Below are 738 nucleotides of genomic sequence, written 5' to 3' on the forward strand. Positions count from 1 at the left end.
CTGTCCATCGGCACCCCAGGCCACCAAATCCCCGGTCCGATACATCCGGGTGCCCGGCGCCCCGAACGGGCACGCCACAAACCGCGACGACGTCAGCCCAGACCGGCGCCAATACCCCATCCCGACTCGAGCGCCCGCTACATACAACTCGCCCACCACGCCCGGCGGCACCTGGCGCAACCCGGCATCCAAGACGAACAACACCGCACCCGATGCAGGCGAGCCGATCGGCACCACATCCGAGCCGGCCTCCAGCGGCGCACTTATCGCCGCATACACCGTCGCCTCGGTCGGGCCGTACCCGTTGACCATCACCCGCCCGGGCGCCCACTGATCCACCAGCGCTGTCGGACACGCCTCGCCGCCCACCGCCAATGCCGTGGACTCCAACCCCTCCTGCGGCAACAGCGCCAGCGCAGCCGGCGTCTGACACAACACAGTGACCCGTTGCTCAACCAGCAACGCGTGGAGTTCATCTGGTGATGCAGTCACCGATTCAGGCACCACCACCAACCGTGCGCCGTGCAACAAGGCTCCGAAGATCTCCCATATCGAGAAGTCGAACGCCAACGAGTGGCACTGCGACCACACCTGTCCGGCCGGCGCCATCTGGTCGTTTGGAACCTTCCATTTGTTGGCGTTGTGGTGGGTGATGGCGACCCCTTTGGGGGTGCCGGTGGTGCCTGAGGTGTAGATCAGGTAGGCGAGATTGTCGGCAGCCGGTTCGGGTAGCGGTGT

1 protein-coding gene is annotated in these 738 nt (G+C 66.0%); it reads right to left on the reverse strand.

The window, feature by feature from the left end:
- A partial coding sequence (locus tag A5651_RS05630; RefSeq protein ID WP_156662642.1) for an AMP-binding protein occupies positions 1-738 on the reverse strand: 738 nt, incomplete at both ends.

Source organism: Mycobacterium sp. 1274761.0, assembly GCF_001668615.1.
Taxonomy (GTDB): Bacteria; Actinomycetota; Actinomycetes; order Mycobacteriales; family Mycobacteriaceae; genus Mycobacterium.